This is a genomic window from Mucilaginibacter rubeus, assembly GCF_003286415.2.
GTDB classification, from domain to species: domain Bacteria; phylum Bacteroidota; class Bacteroidia; order Sphingobacteriales; family Sphingobacteriaceae; genus Mucilaginibacter; species Mucilaginibacter rubeus_A.
Window position 1 is genome coordinate 6,970,991 of record NZ_CP043450.1, and the last position, 24,784, is coordinate 6,995,774.

Below are 24,784 nucleotides of genomic sequence, written 5' to 3' on the forward strand. Positions count from 1 at the left end.
CAGAAATAGAAATAATTTCACAGGGGTTTCATTGTTCATTTTGTTCATGTTTTATCGAACATATTTTCGGTATTTTACGTAAAAGGGCACACATCAATACCTGGCTGGCGTACAATGTCGTTATCTGCCAGCCTGAAAATCTGTGCTCAATAAGAGGCTTCTTTTAAAAAGGAGACTTGCTTGCGGTCACATTTATTGAGTATGAAGAGACTTATGAAGAATATTAATAAGCCGTTACTTATACTACTTTTGCTGATCCTTACTTCATTTGCCGGGTACAGCCAAAACTGCACGTTAAATGTTTCAATAACTTCAACAGCTACAACCATTTGTTCTGGAAAAAGTGTAACCCTGACTGCCAATATAAGTGGAGGTACAGGTCCGTTTACCTATGTTTGGAATACGGGAGAAAGCACCCCGTCTATTGACGTAAACCAGGGCGGTAATTACACCGTTACCGTAAGCGATAAAACCCCGGGTTGCCAGCCGGTGGTTGCCAACTTTGGTGTCACTGCTGTAGCATCGCCAACCCCACCCGTAGTTGACGCCCAGGCTGTTTGCCCAAATACATCGGCAACATTAACCGCCAAAGCACCAGGGGGCACTTACCAATGGTATGATGCCGATGGCAATTTTTTGTATACCGGTAATCCATATGTAACGCCTCCGATTAATAAGTTGACTCTTTTTTATATAGAAACAACATTAAACAATTGTACCAGTACAAGAAGCTCGGTCTATGTTTATGTAACGGGGGGGCCGAGTATTCAGTCTGATCCGGTGTGTTATGGCACTTCGGCAACGTTAAAAGCATCAGGTGCCGATAGTTACGCATGGTATGATAATGCATCCGGTACGGGTACGCCGTTAAGTAATGAAGCGACGTTTTCAACGCCTGCTTTATTTGCAAACACTACTTATTATCTTTTTACAGTAATTAGGGGTTGTACCGGCGCAGGGATACCTGTGGTGGCCCGGATCAACGCGCCGCCGGCTGTTCCGGTAGTAAACGCAACATATAGTGTTTGTTCGGGATCATTGACAACTTTACATGCTGACGCCTCAGGAGTGGTTGAATGGTATGATGTACCATCAGGAGGAACTCCGTTAATTTCAAGCCCGGATTTTACAACCCCGGTACTTACATCTCCTGTCACCTATTACGCGCAAACACGTGTAGGCGATTGTACAAGTAACCGTATCCCAATATCTGTATCTGTAACACCAATACCTGCCGCGCCGCCATCTCAAACAGCCAGCACCTGTTATGGCACAAGCGCCGCGTTAACTGCCGACCCATCGCCTACGGGTACCTATACCTGGTACAAATCGGCGAAGGGTGGTAGTTCGGTTGGCGTAGGTAATACTTTTCAGACTCCCATATTGGTAAATACTACAACATATTATGTTGAGCATACCACAGGTAGTTGTACAAGCACGCGTACCCAGGTAACTGTTACCGTAACCCCGGCGCCCGAACCTCCGATTATGCCCGACGGGCCGGTGATTTGTAACGGAACGTCGGCACCTTTAACAGCGACATCTTCTACACAGGGCGGAACTTTCCAATGGTTTACTACTGCTACCGGCGGTACCGCTCTTTTTACCGGCGTTACATTTAACACCCCGGCGTTAACAGCCACTACAACCTATTATGTTCAAACTATTGTTGGTGGATGTGTGAGTGACAGATCGCCAATTACGGTGACTGTACTTGATGCCATCCCGGTTCCTGTTCCTCCGGCCGATGTGCCAATATGTGCCGGTTCTTCGGCCACGCTTACAGTAACAGGTTCGCCCGATGATTATGAGTGGTATGATCAGCCAACCGGCGGTAATCTGCTGATAACCGGTAATACTTATGTTACCCCAGGGTTAACCGCAAATGCAACTTATTATGTACAAAGTATAGCCAATGGTTGCAATAGCGCACGTATTGCGATAACAGTGCATGTTAACAATCCTCCTGCGGCTCCGGCGGTTAACGGTACAGCAACGGTGTGCCCTGGCCAGCCTGCTACCCTGAGCGTTCCCGCGTCGGGTACCACCATTGAGTGGTATACAGATGCTATTGGTGGAACGCTTTTATTTACGGGTAACACCTATACTACAAATCCTGTATTTAGTCAAACCACGTTTTACGCGCAGGCAAACAACGGTTCATGTGTAAGTCCCCGAACTGCTTTTACCGTATCTACAATTCCTATTATTGATCCGCAGTTCCGGTATCCTTCCGGTACGGTTTGTACTTCCGGAAGTAACGTTTCACCAACAATTTATAACCCGGCCGGCGGCACTTTTAGTTCAACACCGGCGGGACTTGTTTTTGTAAGTAATGCCACCGGCGAGATCAATGTAGCAGCAAGCGCATTGGGAAAATATACCGTTATTTTTACTTATGGTGGTACATGCGCGGGCGCGGCCAGTCAAAGTATATCAATAGTTACAACGCCTGATGCCCGCTTTACCTATAATACCCCATTTTGTAAGGATGCCAAGAACCCCTTACCAATTTTTGCAACAGGCGCCAGTGCCGGAGTTTTTAGTGAGCCCACAGGCAGACTTAAGTTTAAAAACCCCAGCACAGGTGAGATAGATCTTGCGAATAGCATGGCAGGAACATATACCGTAACCAATACAATTGCGGCAAGCAGCGGATGCCCGGCAAGCGTTGCCACGGGATCTGTAACCCTTTACGATGCAGTTTTAGTAAATGCCGGGCCAAATCAGCCTGTACCACCGGGCGTGCCGGTACAACTGGCTGGTAGTGGAAACACGGCAACAAAATGGAGCGGCGGGGCAGGTTCATTCTCCGATCCTACAGATAAGAGAGCTATTTACACTCCTGCTCCGGGAGAGACTGTAGCTACACTCACACTAACCTCCGATGATCCTGCCGGCCCTTGCGGTGCTAAGTCGAGTACTGTTACCATATATATAAATTCCGTGCCCGCCGCTCCTACGGCATCTGCTAAGCCTGTTTGCGTGGGTAGCACAGCTACCCTCATAGCCACTGCACCGGGCGGAACCTACCGTTGGTATAGCGATGCTACCGGTGGTACACTCCTTAAAACCGGGCCAATATTTACTACTCCGCCAATAATTAATGATATTACTTACTACGTTTCAACAACTATAGGTGGCATTACAAGCAACAGGACTCCTGTATTAGTCCATCCAACACCACAACCAGCAGCGCCAGAGGTTGCCTGGGCGCCGGTTTGTGAAGGGCATTCTGCCATACTTACGGCAAGTGGTTCAACTGGTACCTATACCTGGTATAATTTACCTCTTGGAGGCACCCCGATACACAATGGTAGTACTTTTTCTACAGCACAGTTAACCATCAACAGAACTTATTATGTAGAAACCTCGGTTAATGGCTGCATTAGCGAGCGTAAAAAGGTTGATGTTGTAGTTACGCCTGCCCCGCAGGTAACAAGCAGCCCTACCAGTGACCCGGTATGCAGCGGCACCGCGTTAAATTATACCATTACGGCCGATCAGCCTGGTACAACTTTTTCGTGGGACCGCCAGGCTGTTACCGGCATCAGCAACCCTGCTGTAACGGGCCAAACAACAAGCTCCATTACCGAAACACTTATTAACACCAAAGGGGCAGCTGTTGATGTAACTTATTCTATTACGCCATATTTGAACGGTTGCCCGGGCAAGGTGTTTCAATATGTAGTTACTGTGAACGCTACGCCTGTTGTTGTAAGCGATCCTCCCCTTCCGGTTTGTAATGCTGCAAGCCCTAATTACGAGGTTAAATTTAATCCGCAGGTAACAAGCTTTACCTGGAGCCGGGACGCGGTTCAGGGTATCAGTAATGCCGCCATAACGGGGCAGGCTTCCACCACCATCAAAGAGGTGCTTTACAACACCACTAATGATCCTATTGTGGTTACTTACATGTTTAATTTTAAAACTAATGACTGCCCGGGAGTGCAATATCCGCTTAACATAACAGTTAATCCGGGAGCGTCGGTTACCACCCCTCAACCGGATCCTATATGTAACAACACTCCGCTTGGGCTCACTTTAACATCCAATGTAGGGTCGGCTACGTTTTTGTGGAGCAGGCCAGCTGTGCCCGGCATCAGTAATGCAGCGGTTACTAATGCAACGGCAAACCCTATCAACGAAACCCTGGTGAATACCACAACTAACCCTATTCAGGTATCTTATATGGTAACACCTATTGCATTTGGTTGTAGCAGCACACCGGTTAAGTATAACGTGACCGTAATGCCCGAAACATCAATGCATGAAATTTTTGTTAGCACCCCCGTTTGCGAAGGGAACGAGATCACACTACAAACTGTGCCTGTTGCCGGAGCAACATATTTGTGGACAGGGCCCAATAATTACAGATCGGAAGGGGCAAGCCCGATTGTAACCATTCCTAATGCTACGGCCGATAACACAGGGGACTATAGTTTATATGTAGTGCTGAATAGGTGCCCAAGCGAGCCAAGCACTAAGCGGGTTCAGGTAAACAGTATCCCAATGGTTGACGCGGGGCCTTCACATACCGAATGTGTTAGCGTGCCATTTATACAACTTAATGGCTTTGTTAGCAGAACCGGGATCTGGAGTGGTGGCCGGGGAGGAACCTTCGCCCTTTTAAGTGAGCCTAAGACTCAATATTTTCCATCAGCAGCAGACAGGGCTTTCGGGTCGATTACTTTAACACTTACATCAACCGGCGTTGATTGCGCACCGGTACACCGTGACGTTACCATTACGTTTGCGCCAAGCCCTGGTGCAGATGCAGGACCGCCAAGTATTAACAATGTTTGTAATCAGAATCCTATGGTGGCTTTAAGTGGCCGGCCGCTTTCAGGTACCACTGTAAAATGGACCTCGGCGTCGGGATTGGGTAGATTTATTCCTTCGGATATAGCAGAAAATGTAACCTTTCAACCAGATCCGATTGATATTGCCAAAGGCTCGGTTAAGGTAACGCTTAGGGCAACCCAGGCAGATGATTGTCACACACCTACTACTGATGTTACCATTAACTTTGTTCCGCCGCCAACGGTACAAGCCGATGCCGCCGGTGATACGAGATATGTTTTGAAAGACCATACTATTACTTTAAACCCTGTTGTAAGCAGTGATAACGTAACGTATGAATGGACCCCGGCCACCGGCCTGAGCAGCACTACTGTTAAAAATCCCGTTGTAACCGGCGATCAGGATATTGTTTATCAACTTAAAATCACCGAAAAATCAAACGGCTGTGTAAACCAAAGCCAGGTTGCCGTTAAGGTTTCGCCGGTGATAAACGTCAGCAATACCTTTACACCTAATGGTGATGGGATAAATGACTATTGGGAAATTAAAGGCCTTGTAGCGTATGAAAGCAGTACCGTTGATGTTTATAACCGTTACGGACAAGCTTTATTTCACTCAGTAGGATATCCTAAACCCTGGGATGGCACTTACCAGGGTAAACAGCTACCATCCGGTACTTACTACTATATAGTAAATACCAAAATGAACAACATCGTGATTTCGGGCTATGTGGTGATTTTACGTTAGGGAAACTTAAAGTAGTTTTAGAACTATTAAAAGCGCCACGAACGAGAATACAGCCATGTTCATGAACTGTTTTGACCGTAGGTTTGCCTGGACAATTTCGGATGCCCGGCCGTTATCGATGAAGCGATAGTATCTGCGGCTATAGCCGTATGATATGATAAACAGAATTAAAGGAATGTAAAGCAGTAAATATTTCATTAACATAAAATTAAGCAAACGCCCATTTTTAGCCAATGGTTAAAAAAAACTGAACGGAATGAACAAAACAATATCGTTAGGTACCTGTAGCGTGTTTACTGATTGATAACTGATAGATTTCCAGCCTCTTTATTGCTTAGCTTTTGTTATCCTGCATCATTTAAAAATATCGCCTCACAACGTTATCAATAGCTATTCCCCAAAACCTACCTAAAGCCTCGGCACCCTTTTTATTTGGATGCAGGTAGAATGTGCCTTGTTTGCCGTTTTCAGGAATCAGATCGGTCAGGTGATTTTTTTCAAAATAGGCGAAAGCCTTAGTATCGCCCACAAAAACATGTTGGGGATTTATTGTTGCATATGTTTTTACAAGGCCGTCTATCATTGGTATATAACTTTGTAACCTGCTTAAGCCTTCCTGTAAATATTTTCCACCGTTATATGTGTTTGGACTATACCATACCGGGTGCTGAAAAATGACTATCGCCTTGGGGAAATCGGCCAATAGCTTATCAACTATGGTCTTTAAATTTTTTTGATAGTTATCGGGTGATACCGGAGCACCATGCGGCCCTTGAATGGCACTGTCATTTGTGCCCAGTTTTATCGAAAATATCAATAGCGCATCTTTATCGGTAAAGTTGCTTGCCGCTTGCTCTACTTTGGTAAAAGTATCCGTGCCCGGCAAAAAATCAAGTGTGGTATAGCCGCTATGTCCCTGGTTGCTGAAATTTACCGCATCCAGGTTTTTCTGCTTTTGCAGATAAGCTACCGCGGTTGCGGGCGGGGCTTCGGTAGCCGCATCGGCGAGTTGAACGCCCTGGGTTATGCTATTGCCGATAAATACGATATTAAGTGCATTCTTTTTATGCTGAGCCAACGTTATAGTTGAGGTCATGAATAACAGCATGGCTGCTAACAGATACTTTTTCATTTTACGTATTCAAAAATTTAATACTACTGCCAATTAACACCCATGTTCCAGAACATAAATGCCCATTTATCAACCTGCCCGTTGATGAGCTGGGCTGTACTTTGCCCGGCACCGTGGCCTGCGTTGGTTTCAATGCGGATAAGTGTTGGTGCCGTGCCCTGCTGGTATTCCTGCAGGCGGGCTGCAAATTTGAAGGAATGGGCCGGTACTACACGGTCGTCATGATCGGCGGTAGTAATCATAGTTGCAGGGTAAACTCCCGGTTTAAGGGCATGATACGGCGAATAGTTATATAGATATTTAAACATCTGCTCCGAATCTTCGGCTGTGCCATAATCATAGCTCCAGCCCGCGCCGGCGGTAAATTTGTTATACCTGAGCATATCCAGTACGCCTACTGCCGGGAATGCTACTTTAAACAGATCGGGGCGTTGGGTTAGCATAGCGCCGATGAGTAACCCGCCGTTTGAGCCTCCAGAAACGGCGAGATGGTCTTTTGATGTGTATTTATTTTTGATGAGATATTCGGCCGCGGCTATAAAATCATCAAATACATTCTGCTTTTTTTGTTTGATGCCCTTGCGGTGCCAAAGCTCGCCATACTCGCCGCCACCACGCAAATTAGGAACAGCATAAATACCTCCATGCTCAAGCAATATAATGTTTGAAGTGCTGAATGCAGGGGTTAAACTAACGCCAAAGCCGCCATAAGCATACAGTAAAGTAGGGTTTTGACCGTTAAGTTCAGTTCCTTTTTTGTAGGTAATGATCATCGGGATCTTGGTTTTATCCTTTGAGGTATAAAACACCTGCTTTGATTCATATTGTTCCGGATCAAACTTTGCGCCCGATTTTTTATAGATCACCGAAGTCCCGGTTGCGATATCCAGCTTGAAAATGGTTGGCGGATAGATGTAGTTGGTAAAAGTGTAATAAGTTACATTTTCTTCTTTTTTAGTTCCAAAACCTGAGGCGGAACCAATTGATGGTAACTGAATGGTGCGCTCCAGTTTACCATCCATATTGTACTGCTGTATAAGCGAGGTGGCATCCTGCAGGTATGTGGCAAAAATTTTGCCGCCGCCGGTAGTGGCGCTGAGTACATTTTTTGATTCGGGGATCAGGTTTTTCCAGTGGGTTACACCTGGTTCGGCAGCATCGACAGTAACAATTTTAAAATTGGGCGAGTAGATATTGGTGAGGATATAAAGCTTGCTGCCCATGTTATCTAACACGCTATGCTGATTATCAAAATTGTTTACCACGTTTACGATCTGGCTGCCGGGTTTGCTTAAGTCCTGGATATATAGCTCATTGCCTGTTGTTGATGTGGCGGCCGTGATTACCAAAAAGCGTTCATCTTCGGTTAGGTACGCGCCTATGTAACGGCGGGGAGTTTTATCGCCTCCAAATATCAATTTATCGGTACTTTGAGGTGTGCCCAGCTTATGGTAGTAAAGCTTATGAAACTGTGTCATACCCGAAAGCTGGCTGCCTTCGGTTGGCTTGTCATAGCTGCTGTAGTAAAATCCATCGGTACCATGCCATGCCAGTCCGCTAAATTTTACGTCTTTAAGCGTATCGCCAACTACGCTTTTATCTTCGGTATTAATTATGATGACTTTGCGCCAGTCCGACCCTCCTTCTGAGATCTGGTATGCGGCCAGCTCACCGTTTTTGCTAAACTCGATGCCTTGTAGTGAAGTAGTACCATCAGCAGAGAATTTATTGGGATCAAGAAAAACTTCGGGTGCACCGGTATCGCCTAACTGGCGGTATAATACGTTCTGGCTTTGCAGGCCATCGTTTTTATAAAAGTAAATGTATTTACCCTCCTTAAAAGGGGCGCTATACTTTTCGTAGTTCCATAAAAACTCCAGGCGTTTATGAATTTCGGCCCGGTAAGGGATCTGGTCAAGATAGTTGAAGGTTACTTTATTTTCGTCCTGTACCCAGGCTTTGGTATCATCGGCATGGTCATGCTCCAACCAGCGGTATGGGTCGGGGACTTGGGTTCCGAAATAGGTATCAACAACGTCAACTTTTTTTGCTTTAGGATATGGGAGGGTTTTTATAGTCATTTGTGCATGTGTATAGCTGCAAAATAAAACAGCTAACGCTAATAAACAGAACGTTTTTGTCATGATAGTTTAAATTACAGGCTACTAAAGATAGCTATTTACGGCACATCGCCATAAGGTAATAACGCTTCAAAGGTTAAAAGTTGTTAATTTTGCGGCCGGTTGCTGTTTAATTGGCCTTGGCGGGCTATATTAGCGGCGTGAAAAAATAGCCGTAAAACAGGGCAATTAATTAAATATTAACGCCTTAGTTTTTTGCTGGTGATAACTATAGTGATTTTTAACCCGAAACCGTATTCGGCTATCACATAAGTATCAATAATAATGCGTTTTTTTGCACGTTTGCTTTGCAGCTAAGTTTGCAATGGCAAAACTTACAGTAATACAGTTACATAATAACAAACATGAAACAAACCCTTACTTTTTTTGCAGCAGGCCTTTTAATGCTGCTGGCCTTTACTTCAAAAGCTCAGGATACCAACGATAAAGATGACGAAACCAAAGTAAAGCAAAAACCTTATGTTGGTTTAGGCATGGGTATTTCTTATCCATTCAGCAACTTCAAAAAAACAGATTACAGCAATAATAAATCGGGCTTTGCAAACAGGGGTGTTACCTTCCAGCTTGACGGAGCGGTTTACCTGAAACGCAATTTTGGTATAGGTTATACCTTCTCATACCAGGATCAGAGTAATTTTTCGTACGATGATGATTTAATCTTATCACAAGGTTATACTACCGATTTTAAAGCCGACCAGGGAACTGTAACTGCCGATAAACGTTACCGCAGCTTTAACCTGTTGGTTGGTCCGCAATATACTTTTGTATGGCGTAGCTTGTCATTTGACGTAAGGGCTTCTGCGGGTGCCATTAAAAGTCAGACCTCACCCTTGTTGACCATAAGTGTTACCGGTGTGGACGCGCAAACCGGCAGTATTACCCAGGAAAGTGCTAAAGGCTATGCTTTTGCATACGGCGGTAGTGCGGCCATCAGGTTTGATATGGGAGCAGGCTGGGGCTTATCGCTGAAAGGCAATTATGTAAATTCACCCGGTTACAACGTAACTACTACCGGTCGTACGCTTAACGTAGGTCGGTTGGTAACCAAACAGCCAATCACCGAAGGACAGGTTGTATTCGGATTATACAAAGCATTTTAATTGCTATAAAAGCTAAAAGCAGAACGCATAAAGCTTAACGCAGATAAATAAAAAGAGCAGATCATTGATCTGCTCTTTTTATTTTATAATCATTTGAACTGATCAGTTAACCGTAACCTGTTCTGGCTTGTCGGCTACGATTTCGGGCTGACATTTAAAGAATTCGAATGTGCCGGTAGCGCATACATGCTTTCCTTTTATGCTGGATAAATCAAGCTTGATCTGGCTGCCTTTTACAGCTATGGTATATTTTTGCCTTGGATAAGCTGCTCCCATATTTAGCAGGGTAAGTGTATCGCTCACCGTTTTGTAGGAGTAAACGGTATCACATAGCGTACCTACTTTACCTACGTTGTTCTTGAAATCGGCCATGGTAAAACCTTTGGATTGTTGGGCCGATGCTTTGCCGGCAAAAGCGACCAGGAGTAGTGCCGGCAGTAATAGTTTTTTCATTGGTGGATATATCAGTGTTTTAATGATTGCTGGTCTTCGTCTTTTTTATTTGGCGCAGGTGCGTAGCCGTCTTCAAAATTTAAAGTGAATGACGATTCGGCCGCGCGACTGGCCGCGTTTAATCCGGCTACATCCGGTTCGCTGTTGTCAATTATTTCGTTGCCGGTATCCTGGCCTTCGTTCTGCTCATACTCATTGCCTGGGTCTTTATTTTCCTGGGCATCATCAAGATTTGGATTTTCGGGGATTGCCATAATTTTAATGTTTAATGTATTGTGAATAACCACTAAGATACGGTGTTGTTTGATGCTTATTGTGTAACAATCTTTATCTTTTCTGTTTGATGGTTAAAACGTATTTTTGCCGCTATGCCGGTTCGCGACAAACTCTATTTTGCTTCTGATTTTCATTTAGGTACAGGCACATACGCCTCAAGCCGCCAACGCGAAGATAAGATAGTGCGATGGCTCGATAGTATTAAGCACGATGCCGCCGAGCTATTCCTGGTTGGCGATGTTTTTGACTTTTGGTTTGAATACAAAACCGTAGTACCTAAAGGCTATATCCGTTTCCTGGGCAAACTTGCCGAACTTACAGATGCCGGCGTTAAACTTTACCTCTTTAAGGGCAACCACGATATGTGGATGTTTGATTATTTTACAGATGAGCTCGGCGCTACCATCATCAGTAATGAATTGAAAATTGAGCGCGGTGGCAAGAAGTTCTATATACATCATGGCGATGGGCTTGGTCCGGGTGATAGCTTTTATAAGTTTTTGAAGGGCTTTTTCAGAAGTGGATTTTGCCAATGGCTGTTTGCCCGTATCCACCCAAACCTTGGCGTAGGCATAGCCAATAAATGGAGCCGTCACAGCCGCGATACCAATGAAAAGAAAGATAACCCCAAGCCCGGAGAACAGGAATGGCTGGTAACTTTTTGTCGCGAAGAACTCAAAACCAATTTTTACGATTACCTTGTTTTCGGTCATCGCCATATCCCGCTCGATATCCAGTTAACACCACAAAGCCGTTACATTAATCTTGGCGAATGGGTTACACAGTTTACTTATGCTGTTTTTGACGGTAGTGAGCTGAAGCTGGAATATTTTGAGAAAGCTGCTGAATAGTTTTAGGAGCGTTGAAAGGTTCTATTCATTGCCGTTGACTTTAGTCAACGGTTGAGGGAACAAATAATCGGACTTTAGCCAAACTCAGCGCGTGGCATTTTGGCTAAAGCCGTTTGCTTTTTCATCATTATTCCGTTGACTAAAGTCAACGGCAATGAATTCTGTGCGGTGATTAACTAATAGCATTTCGATAGTCACCAGTGTTTACTGATTGTAATAAGCTGATTGCAGTGCGGTCATGGAGCGATACATTGCATTTTCTTACAGAAAAAATGCGTACTTTTGTGCACTTTTTTGCAGTAAGTCTGTAAACCGCCCCGAAACATCAAAACTTTCATAAGCCGGTTCAATATCAAACAGTTTGGCTGCATCTTTATTTATAACATATGTTAGATAAATTAGAACTGATACACGAGCGCTGGAAAAACGTTGAAGGTGAGCTGAGCAGTCCTGACGCCATGCAGGACATGAAGCGTTTTGCCCAGTTAAATAAAGAATATAAAGACCTTGCTAAAATTGTTGACGAGTATTTTATATACCGCAACATTATGAGCAATATCGATACCAATAAGGAAATTCTGGCTACTGAAAAAGACGAGGAGTTTCGTGAGATGGCCAAGATGGAACTTGATGAATTACTTGCTCAACAGGAAGTAAAAGAAGAAGAGATTCGTCTGATGCTAATCCCTAAAGATCCTGAGGACTCTAAAAACGCGATCGTCGAGATCCGCGGTGGTACCGGTGGTGACGAGGCAGCCCTTTTTGCCGGCGACCTTTACCGCATGTACATGCGCTACTGCGAAAAACGCGGCTGGCGTACCGAGCTGGTTGATTACACCGAAGGCACCAGTGGTGGTTACAAAGAGATTGTGTTTAACGTAAACGCCGAAGACGCTTACGGAACCCTTAAATATGAGTCAGGCGTACACCGCGTACAACGTGTACCAGATACCGAAACACAGGGCCGTGTTCATACCTCAGCAGCATCTGTAGTAGTATTGCCTGAAGTTGATGAGTTTGATATCGATCTGCAGGTAAGTGATATCCGTAAAGATTTGTTCTGTGCTTCAGGGCCGGGTGGACAGTCGGTAAATACTACGTATTCGGCCGTAAGGTTAACCCACTTACCTACCGGTATTGTTGCCCAGTGCCAGGATCAGAAATCGCAATTAAAAAACTACGATAAGGCCTTACAGGTATTACGTTCGAGGGTGTACGAAATGGAGTTGCAAAAGCACCTGGAAGAAACATCTAAAAAACGTAAAACCATGGTATCAACCGGCGACAGGTCGGCCAAGGTACGTACCTATAACTATCCACAGGGTCGTTTAACCGAGCACCGTATTGGTCTTACCATTTACAACCTGCCGGGCGTATTAAACGGCGATTTGCAGGAGATTCTTGAATCGCTTCAGTTTGCTGAAAATGCTGAGAAATTGAAAGAAGGAACAGTAGCGTAATTGACGTTTAAATAATATGAAAAAGGTCCCCAACCGGTGAGGTTGGCGACCTTTTTTTTGTTTGGAGCAAAAAGAAGCGTCATTGCGAGGAACGAAGCAATTCCAAACTATACAGGGCGGACCTGCAAATCGGGGATTATTAATAATTATAATTTGTTTTTATAGGTATTAATGAGCTCCCTTCGGTCGGTTGTCTTCGTTCCTCGCAATGACGCCTTTTAGATTATGCTGCTTTAAATTATAATTTAAACTTACCCTTTAAAGCGGCCAGTTTCAAAGCCATATCGGTTTCTGGCTCTTTTTCCACTCTTTTATTAAAGTTTGGTTTGTTATTACCTTGCGGGCGACGGTCGTCGTTACGGCGCTGGTTGTTTGGCTCGCTCTTGTCATTTTCTTTCATGGATAGAGCGATACGTTTGCGGTTCACATCAACCTCGGTAACGGTTACCTCAACCTTTTGGTGTACTTTAAGTACTTCGTTCGGGTCTTTAATGTAACGGTTGGTGATCTGGCTCAGGTGAACAAGGCCATCCTGGTGAACACCGATATCAACAAAAGCACCGAAAGCGGTAATGTTGGTAACAATGCCTGGCAGCTTCATACCTACTTTCAGATCGCCAATGGCGTTGATGCCATCGGTAAAGCTGAAAGCCTCAAACTGCTCACGTGGATCACGGCCCGGTTTGGCAAGTTCGGCCATGATATCGTTCAGGGTTGGTAAACCAACAGTTTCGGAAACATATTTTTGCAGTGGGATGCTTTTACGTAATGTTGGATTGCCCATCAGGTCTTTTACCGTACATTTCATGTCGGTTGCCATCTGCTCCAGCAAGCCATAACGCTCCGGGTGAACGGCACTGGTATCAAGCGGGTTTTCGGCATTATGGATGCGAAGGAAACCTGCTGCCTGCTCAAATGCCTTATCACCCAAACGCGGAACTTTTTTCAACTGCTCGCGGCGTTTGAAGGCTCCGTTTTGGTTACGGTACTCAACAATGTTTTGTGCCAGTTGCGGTCCAAGACCAGATACATACGCCAGGATCTGTTTTGAGGCTGTGTTAAGTTCAACGCCTACCGCGTTCACCGCGCTGATCACGGTGTCATCTAATGAGGTTTGCAGCTTGTTCTGGTCAACATCATGCTGGTACTGGCCTACACCAATTGATTTTGGATCGATTTTTACCAGCTCGGCCAACGGGTCCATCAAACGGCGGCCAATTGATACAGCTCCCCTAACGGTAACGTCATAGTCAGGAAACTCTTCCCTTGCTACTTCCGATGCAGAGTAGATGGAAGCGCCACTTTCATTTACCATTACAATGGTTGCGCCTGCTAAATTCAGGTTGCGCACAAAAACTTCGGTTTCGCGGCCGGCTGTACCATTACCGATAGCAATGGCTTCGATATTATATTTTTGGAACAGGTGCTGTACTGTTTTTTCGGCCTCGCGCGCCTGTCCAGCACCTGTATGCGGATAAATGGTAGTATTTTCAAGTAACTTGCCCTGCTCGTCCAAACAAACCAATTTACAGCCTGTACGGAAGCCAGGATCAAGAGCCATTGTTCTTTTCTGACCAAGCGGAGCAGCAAGTAACAATTGACGGGCGTTTTCAGCGAATACACGGATAGCTTCTTCGTCGGCTTTCTTTTTGGTAAGCAGGCGTACCTCTGTTTCCATCGATGGTTTCAGCAGGCGTTTGTAGCCATCGGTTACAGCTAAACGAACCTGCCCTGAAGCCTGGTTGTTGGCTTTGATAACCGAATTTTCTAAGATCTCCAGCGCGTCATCTTCCTCTGGTTTCAGATCAAGCCACAGGATCTCTTCTTTTTCGCCGCGGCGCATAGCCAATATACGGTGCGATGGGGCTGATTTAACGGGCTCTGTCCATTCAAAGTAGTCTTTGTATTTAATGCCTGCTTCTTCTTTACCTTCAACTACGCGTGATGCAAAAGTGCCTTTCTCTACAAAAAGCTCACGGATTTTAGTACGTACCTCGGCATTTTCTGCAACGGTTTCGGCAATGATATCCCTTGCACCGGCCAAAGCTTCTTCAACGCTGGCAACGCCTTTTTCATCGCTGATGTACTCGGCGGCAATCAGTTCAGGATCGATATTGTTTTGTTCTAACAACACGTCGGCCAGTGGTTGCAGACCTTTTTCGCGGGCTGCTGTAGCGCGGGTTTTGCGTTTAGGGCGATAAGGAAGATAGATATCTTCCAACGTAACCATGGTTTCGGCTTCGTTGATCTGCTTTTCCAACTCGGGCGTTAATTTGCCCAGGTCTGTAAGCGACTTCAGGATGGCCTCGCGGCGTTTATCCAGTTCGCGCAGTTGCTGTACACGATCGCGGATGGTGGCTACCTGCACCTCATCCAAACTGCCGGTAAGCTCTTTACGGTAACGGGAAATGAACGGAACAGTGGCTCCTTCATCAAGCAGGCCTACCGTAGCGGTAACCTGCTTTTCGGCTACAGAAAGCTCTGCAGCTATTATTTTATAATGAATACTCATAATCAAAATTCGGACTGCGAAGTTGGGGGAATAGGCTTACAATTCAAAAAAAGATTGTTAACAATGGGTTGAAAGATTTTATTATATCCCATATAAGGGCGTCATTGCGAGGAACGAAGCAATCCCCTATTAGCAGGTTCGTCCTGTATAGTTCGCGATTGCTTCGTTCCTCGCAATGACGTTTTTTTGTTAATCCTGAAGTTACGCTCTCAAATCAACCAATTTCTCAGCCATTACTTCGCTGATTTTTCGATACGAATCAAATGTCCAGCCGGCAACGTGTGGGCTTAACAATACCTTACCGCTTTGTCTTAATTCTTCAAACCATGGTTGCTCGGCAAGGGCGGGGAATTTTTCAACCTCAAGCACATCTAAACCGGCGCCTAATATTTTGCCTTCGCGTATCGCATTTAACACAGCGCTTACTTTAGCGGTTTTTCCGCGCGACGTGTTCAGGAAAAATATCGGTTTTTTAAAGTGGAACAGGTACTCATCATCAACCAGGCCATTAGTTTCGGTGGTCAGTGGAATATGAAGACTTAGTACATCGCTGTGCTTAACAATTTCTTCCATACTCACCTCGCGGGCATATTTATCGCTGAAGCCGGTTTTATATTTATCATAAGCGATAACATTTGCCTGGAAGCCAGAAAGCTTGCGGGCAAAGCTACTGCCCATATGGCCATAGCCTATAATACCCACTGTTTTGCCTTTAAGCTCATAGCCGCGGTTAGCTTCACGCAGCCATTTGCCGTCACGGATTTCGGCATCGCCTCGGTTCAGGTTATTCATTAATGACAGTAATAAACCTATAGCATGTTCACCCACCGCATCTGAATTACCTTCAGGGGCATTAATGAGTGTTATTCCTTTTTGAATGGCATAATCTTCATCAATATTATCCATACCTGCGCCGGCACGGGCTATAAACTGCAGGTTGGTGGCAGCGTCCAGTACGGCTTTATCCACCCTAAATTTTGAGCGGATCACCAAACCGGCATAGTCGCCTATGATTTGCATGGCTTCGTCAACCTTAATCAGCGGACGGTAATCGCAGGTGTAACCTTTAGCTTCGGCCATCTCCATAAATATGGTATGCACATCATCAACAATAAGGATATTATTTTTCAACGTAGTATCTATTTTTTTGTAAGAGGCCAAATTTACAAAATGCAAGGGTATTAGCCGACAGGGTTTTATAATGATAAGTGATTTTTACGTTGGGGATATATTTGACAGTTGATTCGGACGAAATTAAGTGATCAAATTAAACAAGCGTCATCGCGAGGCATGAAGCAATCACCAAGAAGCAGAGAGACTATGCAAATCCGCTCTGTAAATTGGGGATTGCTTCGTGCCTCGCAATGACGTGTGGTTATATGCCTAAACAAAAAAACGCCCGGCATCTTTAGATACCGGGCGTACAATACTATTTGCAATTTATTTAGTTAGCCGGTTGTGAACCTACGCTGGTAAATTTATTGTCAAGGCTGATATAGTCGGTCATGATTTGGCCGGCTTCGCGTTTTACAAAGTCAAGATCTTCGTTTTTAGGTTTGGTTTGTCCTTTTTTAAGGGCTGGTAAACCTAAAGCCACACGGCGCAGGTTGTTACGATCAAATGATTTTTGCTCATCATCGTCGCGTTGTTTTTTCAGATCAGATTCTTTTAACGAGATACTGTCATCCGCATCATGCTTTTTGAAATCGGCGATATCTTCAAGCAAATATTTGTAGCTGTCGCTGCTGCTCATACGCTGATCATGCAGCTTTTTAAGCTGTGGCAGCACGCCGGTGAAATCGCCGGTTTTGGTGTAGTCTGTTTTAGCAATCACATCAAAAGGCATGGCTGACGGCTCTGTATCTTCACCGTATTTATCCAACGGAATAACCGACGGGAATGAAATATCAGGCGTTACACCTTTATGCTGGGTTGAGTTACCGCTGATACGATAGAACTTGGCTATAGTAAGGTTAAGCTGACCGTAAGTGCTTTGGCTACCGGTTGAAGTAGTCTTTTTACCACCGCCAACTACACCCGCAATTTTATCACGCAATGAAGATCCTATCACCCTGTCAAGATCAATGGCGCTTTGTACCGAGCCTTTACCATAGGTTTGGGTACCCAGTATCAAACCGCGACCGTAATCCTGTATAGCACCGGAGAAAATTTCAGAGGCCGAAGCGCTGAAACGGTCGACCAGTACAGCCATCGGGCCGCTGTAAGTAATATCCGGATCTTCGTCTTTATCAATTTCAACCTGGTCTTTAGTATCGCGTACCTGTACTACCGGGCCGGTTTTAATGAAAAGGCCTGTAAGCTCAATAGCTTCCATTAATGAGCCACCACCGTTTTCACGTAGGTCAATCACGAGGCCATCAACGTTTTCTTTCTTCAAAGAATCGAGTATGGCCTTAACATCGTGGGTGGTACTTTTGTAGTTAGGGTTACCTGCTTTGTAATCGTTAAAATCGATATAGAATGCAGGGATAGATATTACACCTATTTTAACTGTTTTACCATTGCTGTTGTAAGTACGGATCTCCTTTTTGGCCGATTGGTCTTTCAGGATGATTTTTTCGCGTACCATTTCAACAACTTTTGGTTTAGCAGAAGCGTTTACACCGGCAGGTAAGATCTCAAGCCTTACCGTAGTACCTTTAGTACCGCGGATAATAGCTATGGCGTTGTCAACACGCCAGCCTACTACGTTCTGAAATTCACCGGTTTTGCCTTGTGCTACGGCAACTATACGGTCATCAACACTTATCTGGTGACTTTTATCGGCAGGGCCGCCTGCTACAATGGTTTTAATGGTTACGTATTCGTTTTCCACCTGTAATGAAGCACCGATACCCTCAACCTGACGTGACATTTCAATATTGAAATTAGCCGCGTTTGATGGGTTAAAGTAATTGGTGTGCGGATCGATAGCCTCAGTAAAAGCATCCATGAAATACTGGAAAACATCCTGGTTAGATAGCTTGTTGGTTTGAGTCAACAGGTTTTCGTAACGTTTTTTTAGCGTTTCTTTATTTTTAGCCATATCTGCGCTGGCCAGTTTCAGGTTCAGCAAGTCGTATTTAACACGCTGGGTCCACATGGCATCCATATCGGCTTGCGTAGCTATCCATGGCAATTTATCACGATCGTAAACAAAGGTTTCGGTTTTGTTGAAATCGAAGTTTTTGTTGATCTGCGCCAGTGAAAATTTTACGTGCTCGATATATCTTTTCTGAAAAACGTTGAAGATATAAAAAGCATCGGCAAGGTTACCGGCTTTAATATCATCATCAAGTACGGTTTTATATTTTTCAAAATCCTTAATATCTGATGCTAAAAAGTAGCTGTGGTTTTCATCAAGCGATTTGATATAACGATCGTAGATTACGGCAGAAACCGAATCATTAAGCGGTACTTTTTTATAGTTATAGTTGGATATCAATGCTGCTACCTGCTTACAAACAACACTTTGCTGTTCATCGGGCTGTAAATCATTTGAACCTGCTACTTTAACCGGTTTGGATGGGGATGCTTTACAGGCGAGGGCAGCGCCCAGCACCAATAACAAATATACTTTCTTAAACATATCTTTTACTGTAGTTAAATCGGGGTTGGTGTAAAACATCAATACTTGTGCCTATTATTAGTTTGCTAATGTAAAATAAAAAAGAGACAGTCAAAATGCTGTCTCTTAATTACTAATAACAATAATACGATTATGTTTTACTAAAAGTATGTGGGCAACACCATTTTACCATTTTGTTACAAAAAATTACTATTTGTTAACAGGTTTGGTAATCGTACCGGCATCTGCGGTTTCGGCAAAGCGGGTTTCAGAGTGTGGTGTTTTAAATTTATTGTCCTGTAAATAGCGCGTTTTTTTCTCAACCAGGGCCAGATCATAAGTTAAACCGCGAGATACAGCCAACTGGCGCGCTTCGGCCAGATCCTGTTTGGCCTGTGCATAATCGCCATAGTCGGCTTTTACCGCGGCAAGATCAAGTAGGTTAGCTATGGTATGCCTGTCGTCGTTTTGCTGGCGCGATATGGTAATGCTTTGTAACAGGAACCATTTGGCTTCGGCCAGTCGGTTTTGTTTCATATACATTTGCGCCAAATCACTAAAGTTGTAGCTGGCGGCGTTGTATACATGGAAACGCATATTGTGTTGAGCGGTTCTCATCACCGATTCCTCGATCATAGCCATTACATATGGCGTATGCTCAATAGTAGTTGGCGGAATTTTTACTTTAGCAACAGTTGGGGGGGGCAGCCTTTTAATAGAATGACTTTGCGCATAGGCCATTTGCGGATACCGGGCGCGCTTATTGAACGGTTTATAATACCATTGCGCAGACGCATTGAACCCGATAGCGCATAAAATAATAAGTAGGAAATATCTCATCTAATCTTTTTTCCTGGGTTTAAACTGTATAATTTTAAATTAATCAGCTTAACAAATGTAATTATTTGTTAACGGCAAAACAATACCTGTAAAAAGTAACAGCTACATAAACGCTTAATTATCACTGTTATTTTACAAATGTTGAATTTGTACCTTTCTACGGAAAAAATAAATTTAGGTTTTAGTTAAATACTTCTACGTCGCCGTCATGCAGGGCCCAAACCATGTAAGGGTGTGTATCTGAGTGATATATCTGCCCGTCTGTAGTAATGCCTATTACACCGGCAAAGCCGTCATAAGGCTTCATTTCATCAAGGGTTTTTTCGGTGGCGGCCATGAGGGCCATGCCATCGGTTACGCGTGTAACAATTTTAACAGCTACCGATCCGCTCACAATATCCTCGCCTACGCCGGTACATGAAACGCCGGCAAACTCATTGGCGTAGTTGCCCGCTGTAGTTGCCGAATCACTTACACGGCCAGGTATTTCAAAGCCTTTACCCCCGGTGCTGGTGGCGGCAGCCAGGTTACCATGCACATCCAGCGCTACGCAGCCCACGGTGCCAAGCCTTATAGAGTCGCTGAGCTTTTGTTCATACTCACGACGGCGCTGTGGAATTTCGGGATTATAGTATTTATGTCCGTTTTCAATAGCAAAATCACATGCTCCCTTACCGCTCAATACACGGTCATCATAGGCTTGAAGTTTTTCAGCTACACAGATAGGGTTTTTAACATCCTCAATGTTGATAACGCCCGAAAAGCGCTGGGTTTTGCCATCCATAAGAGAAGCGCTCAGACGTATTTTGCCATCGCTCTGTATTTGTGAACCGGTGCCTGCATTAAAAAGCTCGCAGTCTTCAAGCAAACGTACGGTATATACTACAGTTTCTGCAGCTGTATGGTGTTGCAGGTAGTTATATCCTAATTGCACAATGCCGTTCAGGGCCTCCTGCTTGGCCAGCTTTACTTCCTGGTTGGTAAGCGATTCGCTAAAAAAACCGCCATGAATAATTATTTTCATAATTATAAATTAAGTAGATGTACCTGCATAAATAAGGCCAGGGTATCTATAAAAACTTTATGCAGCGTAAATTATTGTAAAAGTTTGCTTCCCGGTGCCTGGATAAAAACACCTTCTTCAACTTTCATGTTCTTTTTTATGATTAAACGGTGCTGTACCAGGTCGTATTTATCAAATATCGACATCACGTGCACCCTCAGGTTCTCGATGGAGATTGGCGAACCAAGTTCCACATCGTATATATTGGTCGACACAATGTTGCGTCCATCAACCAAAATAATCAGGCCCGAACCAATGGCTTCCATCATATACCCCTCGGTTATGAGCAAACCGGTGTCCTCGCCCAAACCTATCCCTAAAATACCGGGATTGGTTGCTACGGCGTACATTAACCGGCCGATACGACCGCGTTGTACAAAGTGTGTATCAACAATTACCGAGTCGATAAAGCCAAGCCCGGCGGTTATTTGTACCTCGCCTTTAACAAGGGCTTCGTTGCTTTGCCCGCGGTAGATCATGTGTGTTGATGCTGCCGCCGCGCCTGCCGAAGTCCCGGCTATTACAAAGTTTTCTTTTTGATAACGTTGTTTCAGGATCTGCAAAAACTCTGTGCCACCAAAAATGGCTGTGAGCCTTAGCTGATCGCCTCCGCTAAACATAACCACATCGGCTTTGCGGATCCTGTCTAAGTATTCCTTCTTCGCGGCATCCTCACGGGTTTTAATGTGCAATACATCAACATTAGTAACATTAAGCTGGCCAAACGCCTTGATATATTCCTGGCCAACAAGCTCGGGGATCTGCGATGCGGTAGTAATTACCTCAATTTTTGAGCCCTCGTGCTTAGCCGACTCGTTAATAATGCGCCTTAATATGCCTTGTTCAAAGAACTTGATATAATCCGGCTGCAAAATGTGCTCTTGTAGGGTAACATTACTCCCCATATCAACCGCTCCACCTATAATTATTAGCTTACCTTTCGGGACAATCATGATTATTTCACACTATCTTAATATAACTATATACAAATTACGACAAAAAGCAGCAGAAACACAGGAACTAATAATAAATAATGGATTTCGTCATCAAAAACTTTATTGATCTGTTATGTTTCTATAGCTTTAAGGGAAATTTTATAAGAAAAAAACGGCCACTACTTTATGAACATTGAAAACATCCAGGTTTTACGCGGACCAAATATTTGGAGCATCAGGCGCAAGAAATTAATACAAATGCGGCTTGATTTGCAGGAGATGGAACACCGCCCCACTAATGAAATTGACGGGTTTTATGAGCGACTCGAAAAATTACTGCCATCGCTCTACAGCCATCGCTGTTCGCCCGGCGTACCCGGAGGCTTTTTTCAGCGTGTTATGGCCGGCACCTGGATGGGCCATGTTATTGAACACATCGCCCTTGAAATACAAACCCTTGCCGGCATGGATACCGGCTTTGGCCGTACCCGCGAAACCAAAACTAAAGGCGTATACAATGTAGTATTTGCCTACCTGGAAGAAAAAGTAGGTGTTTTTGCCGCTGAATCGGCCGTGCGCATTGCCGAGGCGCTGATAAAAGGCGAAGATTATAACCTGGAGGCCGATATTCAGCAAATGCGCGAAATCAGGGAGAACACGCGTTTGGGCCCAAGCACCGGTTCAATTGTTGAAGAGGCTATTGCAAGGGATATCCCCTGGATCAGGCTTAACAACCAATCATTAGTGCAGTTGGGCTATGGTAAAAACCAGGTACGTTTCCGCGCTACCATGACCGAAAAAACCAGCAGCATTGCCGTTGATATTGCCAGCAACAAGGAAGAAACCAAACGCCTGTTACAGGAGCAAGCCATCCCGGTTGCTAAAGGTGTAACTATCTCATCGGCATCCGCTGTACCTGATGCCATCCGCAAGGTTGGCTTTCCGCTGGTGTTTAAGCCGCTTGACGGCAATCATGGCCGGGGCATTTCTATCAATATAAAGACTGAAGAGGAAGCTATCGAGGCTTATGAACATGCCGCCAAAATATCGCGCCGCGTAATTGTTGAGCGCTACGTTACCGGGTTTGATTTCAGGGTATTGGTGATAGATAACAAAATGGTTGCTGCCGCGCTACGTAAACCGGCCAATGTTACTGGCGACGGCAAGCTGAATATCCAGCAACTGATAGATCTGGAAAACACCGACCCGCGTCGTGGTTACGGGCATGAAAATGTGCTTACAGAAATCTCTGTTGACCGCGATACGCTCGACCTGTTGGAAAAGAAAGGTTATACATTGGAAACCATTCCTGAAAAAGATGAGGTGGTTTATGTGAAATCAACCGCTAACCTGAGCACGGGCGGTACTTCTGTTGATGTTACCGACCATGTGCACCCGCAAAACATTTTTATCTGCGAGCGGATCTCCAAGATCATCGGTCTGGATATTTGCGGTATTGATATCATGGCTAAAAACCTTACCGAGCCACTTACCGATACCGGCGGTGTGATACTGGAAGTTAATGCTGCGCCGGGCTTCAGGATGCACATTGCGCCAAGCGAGGGTTTGCCGCGTAACGTGGCTGGTCATGTGATTGACATGCTATATCCGGCAGGTAAATCGGCCAGGGTGCCTATCATATCTATTACCGGTACAAACGGGAAAACCACTACCACACGTTTGATAGCACATATCGTAAAAAATAACGGCCATAGGGTTGGCTTTACCACGTCCGACGGTATTTATGTACAAAATAACATGATGCTGAAGGGGGATACAACTGGCCCAGTGAGTGCCGAGTTTATTTTGAAAGACCCGACGGTTGATTTTGCCGTACTGGAAACTGCCCGCGGCGGTATCCTGCGCTCGGGTTTAGGCTTTAACCAGTGTGATATCGGTGTGATCACCAATATCCAGGAAGATCACCTTGGTTTACAAGATATTCATAGTCTTGAAGATTTGATGCGGGTAAAAAGCGTTGTGATCAATTCGGTAAAAAAAGATGGATGGGGTGTTTTGAATGCCGACAACGAATACTGCGTACGCATTGGCAAAAAAGCCGAATGTAACATCGCCTATTTCAGCCGGAACGAAAACAACCCGATCATTAAATCGCATTGCAAAAAAGGAGGGATTGCCGCCATCTGCGAAAATGGATTCATCACCATTTTAAAAGGCGACTGGAAGATCCGCGTACAACGTACCATCCTGATTCCGTTAACCTTTGGTGGTACCGTGCCGTTTATGATTGAGAATGTGCTTGCCGCAACACTGGCTACATTTTTATGGGGATTTAAAACAGAGGATATCAAGATCTCGCTTGAAACCTTTATTCCATCGGCCTCACAAACGCCTGGTCGTATGAATATTTTTGAGTTTAAAGATTTCCGTTTCATGATTGATTTTGCGCATAACCCGGATGGCTACAATGGCGTAAGCGAGTTTTTGAAACATATCGATTCGCCGCTTAAGATAGGTATCATAGCCGGTACCGGCGACAGGCGCGATGAAGACATCCGCGAATTGGGTAAAATTTCGGCAGGTATGTTTGATTACATTATCCTTCGCCAGGAAAAACACCTGCGCGGCCGTACTGCCGAAAACATTATCGGTCTGCTCAAAGAGGGTATCTATTCTATAGATCCGGAAAAAGGAGTAGAAGTTGTGCCTAAAGAAGTTGACGCCATTAAACATGCCATGAGCCTTGCCCGCCCGGGATCATTCATTACCGCATTGAGCGATGTGGTAGATAATGCCATCGAAACTGTTCAGGATTACCAGGAGCAGGAACGGAATGGGTTGTTTAATGTGTAATGATTGATATTAATATAAAAAATTGTCATTTCGATAGAGCAGGGAGGGAATAGGCGCCGGGGCGAAAGAGAAATCTTATGCACTGTTAA

General features: G+C 44.7%; 16 protein-coding genes. 5 read left to right on the forward strand and 11 right to left on the reverse strand.

The genetic code is table 11. The features are described 5' to 3' along the window. The first annotated feature begins 213 nt into the window (after positions 1–213). Positions 214–5,550, forward strand: a complete 5,337-nt coding sequence (locus DEO27_RS28540) for a PKD-like domain-containing protein (protein ID WP_190295264.1) — start codon at positions 214–216, stop codon at positions 5,548–5,550. Positions 5,551–5,556: 6 nt separating this feature from the next. Here DEO27_RS28540 and DEO27_RS28545 read toward each other — a convergent pair whose 3' ends face one another. From DEO27_RS28545 to DEO27_RS28555, 3 genes are all read right to left on the reverse strand, one after another. Next, a complete protein-coding gene (locus DEO27_RS28545) occupies positions 5,557–5,748 on the reverse strand; it encodes a hypothetical protein (RefSeq protein ID WP_146750033.1) in 192 nt (63 codons plus the stop codon). A 160-nt stretch (positions 5,749–5,908) separates the two neighbouring features. Further along, the gene (locus DEO27_RS28550; protein WP_223818074.1) at positions 5,909–6,682 is read right to left on the reverse strand and encodes a GDSL-type esterase/lipase family protein; all 774 of its coding nucleotides are present in this window, start codon (positions 6,680–6,682) and stop codon (positions 5,909–5,911) included. A 23-nt stretch (positions 6,683–6,705) separates the two neighbouring features. Beyond that, entirely contained in the window at positions 6,706–8,763 is a 2,058-nt protein-coding gene (locus DEO27_RS28555) for a prolyl oligopeptidase family serine peptidase (RefSeq protein WP_223818075.1), read from the reverse strand. Positions 8,764–9,167: 404 nt separating this feature from the next. On the opposite strand from DEO27_RS28555, the gene DEO27_RS28560 reads away from it, so the two are divergent. Further along, positions 9,168–9,923 carry a hypothetical protein gene (locus DEO27_RS28560; protein WP_112570885.1) on the forward strand — a complete coding sequence of 252 codons (756 nt, stop codon included), beginning with the start codon at positions 9,168–9,170 and terminating at the stop codon, positions 9,921–9,923. 102 nt (positions 9,924–10,025) lie between these two features. Here DEO27_RS28560 and DEO27_RS28565 read toward each other — a convergent pair whose 3' ends face one another. Together DEO27_RS28565 and DEO27_RS28570 are read right to left on the reverse strand one after the other, a co-directional pair. Further along, positions 10,026–10,376, reverse strand: a complete 351-nt coding sequence (locus DEO27_RS28565) for a hypothetical protein (RefSeq protein ID WP_112570883.1) — start codon at positions 10,374–10,376, stop codon at positions 10,026–10,028. Between the two features lie 11 nt (positions 10,377–10,387). After that, positions 10,388–10,630, reverse strand: a complete 243-nt coding sequence (locus tag DEO27_RS28570) for a hypothetical protein (RefSeq protein ID WP_112570881.1) — start codon at positions 10,628–10,630, stop codon at positions 10,388–10,390. Positions 10,631–10,744: 114 nt separating this feature from the next. Here DEO27_RS28570 and DEO27_RS28575 point away from each other — a divergent pair, with 114 nt between their 5' ends. Then, the gene (locus DEO27_RS28575) at positions 10,745–11,503 is read left to right on the forward strand and encodes a UDP-2,3-diacylglucosamine diphosphatase (protein WP_112570879.1); all 759 of its coding nucleotides are present in this window, start codon (positions 10,745–10,747) and stop codon (positions 11,501–11,503) included. A 386-nt stretch (positions 11,504–11,889) separates the two neighbouring features. Then, positions 11,890–12,963, forward strand: coding sequence for a peptide chain release factor 1 (gene prfA, locus DEO27_RS28580; protein WP_112570877.1), 1,074 nt, complete (start codon positions 11,890–11,892; stop codon positions 12,961–12,963). 238 nt (positions 12,964–13,201) lie between these two features. On the opposite strand, the gene DEO27_RS28585 is transcribed toward prfA, so the two are convergent. The 6 genes from DEO27_RS28585 to DEO27_RS28610 all read right to left on the reverse strand — a co-directional run bounded on the left by DEO27_RS28585 (position 13,202) and on the right by DEO27_RS28610 (position 21,899). Beyond that, positions 13,202–15,475, reverse strand: a complete 2,274-nt coding sequence (locus DEO27_RS28585) for a Tex family protein (RefSeq protein WP_112570875.1) — start codon at positions 15,473–15,475, stop codon at positions 13,202–13,204. A 201-nt stretch (positions 15,476–15,676) separates the two neighbouring features. Beyond that, positions 15,677–16,606 carry an NAD(P)-dependent oxidoreductase gene (locus tag DEO27_RS28590; protein ID WP_112571538.1) on the reverse strand — a complete coding sequence of 310 codons (930 nt, stop codon included), beginning with the start codon at positions 16,604–16,606 and terminating at the stop codon, positions 15,677–15,679. Positions 16,607–16,919: 313 nt separating this feature from the next. Continuing rightward, positions 16,920–19,064, reverse strand: coding sequence for a carboxy terminal-processing peptidase (locus DEO27_RS28595; protein WP_112571536.1), 2,145 nt, complete (start codon positions 19,062–19,064; stop codon positions 16,920–16,922). A gap of 189 nt (positions 19,065–19,253) precedes the next feature. Further along, positions 19,254–19,883 carry a tetratricopeptide repeat protein gene (locus tag DEO27_RS28600; RefSeq protein ID WP_112570872.1) on the reverse strand — a complete coding sequence of 210 codons (630 nt, stop codon included), beginning with the start codon at positions 19,881–19,883 and terminating at the stop codon, positions 19,254–19,256. Between the two features lie 181 nt (positions 19,884–20,064). After that, positions 20,065–20,907 carry an isoaspartyl peptidase/L-asparaginase gene (locus DEO27_RS28605; protein WP_112570870.1) on the reverse strand — a complete coding sequence of 281 codons (843 nt, stop codon included), beginning with the start codon at positions 20,905–20,907 and terminating at the stop codon, positions 20,065–20,067. Between the two features lie 71 nt (positions 20,908–20,978). Further along, positions 20,979–21,899, reverse strand: a complete 921-nt coding sequence (locus DEO27_RS28610) for a cyanophycinase (RefSeq protein ID WP_112570868.1) — start codon at positions 21,897–21,899, stop codon at positions 20,979–20,981. A 168-nt stretch (positions 21,900–22,067) separates the two neighbouring features. On the opposite strand from DEO27_RS28610, the gene cphA reads away from it, so the two are divergent. Continuing rightward, positions 22,068–24,695 (forward strand): cyanophycin synthetase, encoded by a 2,628-nt coding sequence (gene cphA / locus DEO27_RS28615; RefSeq protein ID WP_112570866.1) that lies wholly within the window; start codon positions 22,068–22,070, stop codon positions 24,693–24,695. Positions 24,696–24,784: the final 89 nt, after the last annotated feature.

Coding starts and splice junctions, on each gene's coding strand:
- DEO27_RS28540 (WP_190295264.1), top strand. CDS start 214: ATGAAGAATATTAATAAGCCGTTACTTATACTACTTTTGCTGATCCTT.
- DEO27_RS28610 (WP_112570868.1), bottom strand. CDS start 21,899: ATGATTGTCCCGAAAGGTAAGCTAATAATTATAGGTGGAGCGGTTGAT.
- prfA (WP_112570877.1), top strand. CDS start 11,890: ATGTTAGATAAATTAGAACTGATACACGAGCGCTGGAAAAACGTTGAA.
- DEO27_RS28560 (WP_112570885.1), top strand. CDS start 9,168: ATGAAACAAACCCTTACTTTTTTTGCAGCAGGCCTTTTAATGCTGCTG.
- DEO27_RS28595 (WP_112571536.1), bottom strand. CDS start 19,064: ATGTTTAAGAAAGTATATTTGTTATTGGTGCTGGGCGCTGCCCTCGCC.
- DEO27_RS28600 (WP_112570872.1), bottom strand. CDS start 19,883: ATGAGATATTTCCTACTTATTATTTTATGCGCTATCGGGTTCAATGCG.
- DEO27_RS28575 (WP_112570879.1), top strand. CDS start 10,745: ATGCCGGTTCGCGACAAACTCTATTTTGCTTCTGATTTTCATTTAGGT.
- DEO27_RS28555 (WP_223818075.1), bottom strand. CDS start 8,763: ATGACTATAAAAACCCTCCCATATCCTAAAGCAAAAAAAGTTGACGTT.
- DEO27_RS28545 (WP_146750033.1), bottom strand. CDS start 5,748: ATGAAATATTTACTGCTTTACATTCCTTTAATTCTGTTTATCATATCA.
- DEO27_RS28550 (WP_223818074.1), bottom strand. CDS start 6,682: ATGAAAAAGTATCTGTTAGCAGCCATGCTGTTATTCATGACCTCAACT.
- DEO27_RS28570 (WP_112570881.1), bottom strand. CDS start 10,630: ATGGCAATCCCCGAAAATCCAAATCTTGATGATGCCCAGGAAAATAAA.
- DEO27_RS28585 (WP_112570875.1), bottom strand. CDS start 15,475: ATGAGTATTCATTATAAAATAATAGCTGCAGAGCTTTCTGTAGCCGAA.
- DEO27_RS28605 (WP_112570870.1), bottom strand. CDS start 20,907: ATGAAAATAATTATTCATGGCGGTTTTTTTAGCGAATCGCTTACCAAC.
- DEO27_RS28565 (WP_112570883.1), bottom strand. CDS start 10,376: ATGAAAAAACTATTACTGCCGGCACTACTCCTGGTCGCTTTTGCCGGC.
- cphA (WP_112570866.1), top strand. CDS start 22,068: ATGAACATTGAAAACATCCAGGTTTTACGCGGACCAAATATTTGGAGC.